Raw genomic sequence first — 3,121 nt, forward strand, 5'->3', positions numbered from 1 at the left:
GCAGTAGGAATAGTCATGGCACTATCATCAGAGCACAAGGCTTGGGCGAACATACTTCGCGAAAAGATTCCGGTTGGTGTTCGAGTCCACAATTATTGGGATGACGATGAGAGTCACAGTATTGCTATATTTTCAGGCCACATTGGCGAAGAACACTTTGCTTCGACTATAGGCCTGATGAAGGTAGAGCAGCAGAGTCATCAAGGAACTCCGGTCACAACGGAGGTGCTAATCGGGCGTAGAGGAACCGACCAGTGGCTCGGAAATCTAGCCTCCACTGTTGCCTTCTTCGCTCTGAAAGACGGTTGGAGAATCGCTCCCGGAATTATTTTTGAGCGGATGCTGGAGCTATATGACCCAAATACATCGTTACCCCATTTGATGTTTGTCCCGGTTTTTCAGTGGGACGATATGAACAGGGTAACCGTTGGGAAACAGACAATTTTTCCGCTTCTCGCTGTTCCAATCTCTGAGGAAGAGTTGCAACTCGTAGCGAATAGAGGATCTCAGGCATTAGAAAACCGTTGGGAGGCACTCAAAACAGATCTCTTCGATTGGTCACGGGAGAGCGTCGCATGAGGCCTAACCGAACGGTTAACCTGACGCCAAAAGCGTGCCGCTTTTGGTTACCTCAGTGTTATGTTTCAAGCGCTAGCCTATGGCGCTGAGGATAGATAGGTTTGTGTGGGGTCTAGCATGCTGCTTATGTGTTGTAGCTACAGTCTTCCTGTTTGTTCCTGCTTTAGCCAATTTTTATTTTGCATACGGCCGCTACTTTATTTATGTGGCTTTTATTATCGGCTTGGTGGCAATAGTATTAACGTGGTATCGCTCATACAGGCTACAAGGTTGGCGTAACCACGTAATGGCGGCAATTAAAACGGTTGTTCTTGTGATCGTGTTTTCTGCAGCTTGTATAATATTGATTGTTTCTCATAGCGGTATTTAGACATGAAACTTAACAAGTTGGTAAAACATCGTTTCGGGCCAAAAAATCGGACCTCCAATGGACTCGCTATCGCTCGCTGTTTAGCAAAGCGTTATTAATAAGAGACACGGAAAATGAGCAAATCTGTATGGCATATTTCAATAATCGCAGTGGTTCATTTCGCGCTCTTTATGATAATGTTTCTCCTGAGCTTCGGCCATGGAATGGAGCGATTTGAAACTGGCGATGAAATTTCACAAATAGAAAGCGTATTGCACATGACTTACCTTGTGCTTGCTTTCCCCTTAATTACTTTGACTTCATATCTGAAAAGCATGAGCTTTCCCGGTCTTTGGAGTTACGTGCCAATACTGGCTAACAGTTTCTTATGGGGATTCGCGCTTTCTAAGGGTATTCAAAAAATAGCAAAATCATAACAAATGCAAACAGCGGAGCGAATTTTTCGCTGGCACTACAAGTTGCCTGCTGCTGACGTTATGTGGTTTAAGGTGTTCCGTATGGCATTCAGTGAATTAGAAAAGGCCGAACTGCTGGAGGTAAAAGGCGTTGGGCCTATGGTAGTTAAGCGCTTCGAAGAAATAGGAATAGATTCATTTTCCGAGCTGGCGAATTATGAGCCAAAAGAAATAGCCGAACTGGTAGCGTCGATGCTAAGAACTACATGCTGGAAGAATAGCCCTCAAGCATTATCGGCAGTGTAATCTGCTATAAAAAGGGCTCGGCAAGGCCTGTAGTGGCTTACGCTCACATAACAAGAACGCTACGGAAAACTTACTTGCTAGCGCTCCTCAATTTCTGCAGAGCGCGGCATTACACCTCTATAGGAATAATCATTGAGCGATAATTGGACGGAAGAAGAGCTGAAAGGGGCAGTGGAAGCATATGTTCAGATGCATTTTGACCAAGCCAATGGAATTTCCTTCGTTAAAAAGCAAATCTATTCTCAACTTGCTGAACGTTTTGGACGTACTGAGAAGTCTTTCGAATATCGAATGCAAAATATCTCGTATGTCTACTCGCTTATGGGACGCGAGTGGGTTTCAGGGCTAAAGCCAGCTAAAAATGTTGGTTCTAATAACGCGGCTGTAATCGAAAAGCTCATATCAGAAGCCGAAGGTCAAAATTTTCCTAAGGTTGCCGAGTTCGAAACGCAGGTTATATCGTATAAGTCAAAGGAAAGCCTTAGCAAACCAGACGGCATCAAAGAGCCAGAAAAAATATATACACAAGTCACAAACTACAGCAGAGATCCAAAGGTTAAAGCATGGGTCCTTAAGGAAGCGGCTGGTATATGTGAGAGCTGCGGTTCTGATGCACCATTCACAACAGCTGAAGGTGAACCTTTTCTTGAAGTTCATCATCTTCGTCGCCTTGCAGACGGTGGCTCTGACACAGTAGAAAATGCTATCGCTTTATGCCCAAATTGCCACCGAGAAATGCACTACGGAATTAATAAATCTACATTGGTTACTTCAATGTATAACAAGCTAACCAGACTTGTAGTTGAGTAAAATTATAACGAGTCAATCAACTTCGCGCCTACTGCGTCGGACGCAGCGGAGCAGCGCTAGTTATTGATGCGTTAAATAGGAGGAGGTAACCATGGATGACAAGTGGAAGCGCGGTTAAGTAATTATTTTAAATTGATTTTATTCTGTCGCGCATCCGGCGTGCTCATACTGGCGAACATATAATTCGAGTTCTTCCCGGTTGAAGGAATTCTAACCGGGGAACTCTGCCGACACTGGCTGTCCGTAATATTCCATGTTCTTTAATTCGACTGGCATTTGACTCCTGTCATCAGGCCCGCGAGATCTTTGCGCAGGGCAGTCCGCCTCAGTAATGACCGAACGAACACAGCCTTTTCGACGCCCAAGCAGCCAGCTTGCCCACAGCATCACCCGTGATGTCGTAGCCTTTGACGTTCTCGGGCGTGTCACTTAGGCCGTAGCCGAGCAAATCGCAGACACGATGACGAGATAGTGGTGGTAAAACACGATAAAGTTACTTCTGACGCTGACCCAGGTGCTACTGAAGATAGGCTGACGTCGTAACTTCAGGGCTAGTGGCTAAACTTCCACGTTAATACGTAAACGCGCCACTAACCACATCTTCTCAAGCTGAGTTTTGCTGACCACACTGAGGTTTCTTCATCCAGGAGACCCTCATGAA

Annotated in this window: 4 protein-coding genes; all 4 read left to right on the plus strand. The window is 45.4% G+C overall.

What is annotated here, in order from left to right; translation table 11 throughout:
- Window positions 1-579: suppressor of fused domain protein (locus tag ACT3R7_RS20460; protein ID WP_496199450.1), on the plus strand; the 579-nt coding region annotated here is incomplete at its 5' end.
- Between the two features lie 483 nt (window positions 580-1,062).
- A complete protein-coding gene (locus ACT3R7_RS20465; RefSeq protein ID WP_441676109.1) occupies window positions 1,063-1,365 on the plus strand; it encodes a hypothetical protein in 303 nt (100 codons plus the stop codon).
- A gap of 81 nt (window positions 1,366-1,446) precedes the next feature.
- Window positions 1,447-1,650, plus strand: a complete 204-nt coding sequence (locus ACT3R7_RS20470) for a helix-hairpin-helix domain-containing protein (RefSeq protein WP_193092812.1) — start codon at window positions 1,447-1,449, stop codon at window positions 1,648-1,650.
- 132 nt (window positions 1,651-1,782) lie between these two features.
- A complete protein-coding gene (locus ACT3R7_RS20475) occupies window positions 1,783-2,460 on the plus strand; it encodes an HNH endonuclease (protein ID WP_193092813.1) in 678 nt (225 codons plus the stop codon).
- Window positions 2,461-3,121: the final 661 nt, after the last annotated feature.

The organism is Halomonas sp. AOP43-A1-21, from assembly GCF_052376775.1.
Taxonomy (GTDB): Bacteria; Pseudomonadota; Gammaproteobacteria; order Pseudomonadales; family Halomonadaceae; genus Vreelandella; species Vreelandella colorata.

What these genes read in the sequence shown, in the direction of transcription:
- ACT3R7_RS20465 (WP_441676109.1), top strand. Translation starts at nt 1,063, where the DNA reads ATGAGCAAATCTGTATGGCATATTTCAATAATCGCAGTGGTTCATTTC.
- ACT3R7_RS20470 (WP_193092812.1), top strand. Translation starts at nt 1,447, where the DNA reads ATGGCATTCAGTGAATTAGAAAAGGCCGAACTGCTGGAGGTAAAAGGC.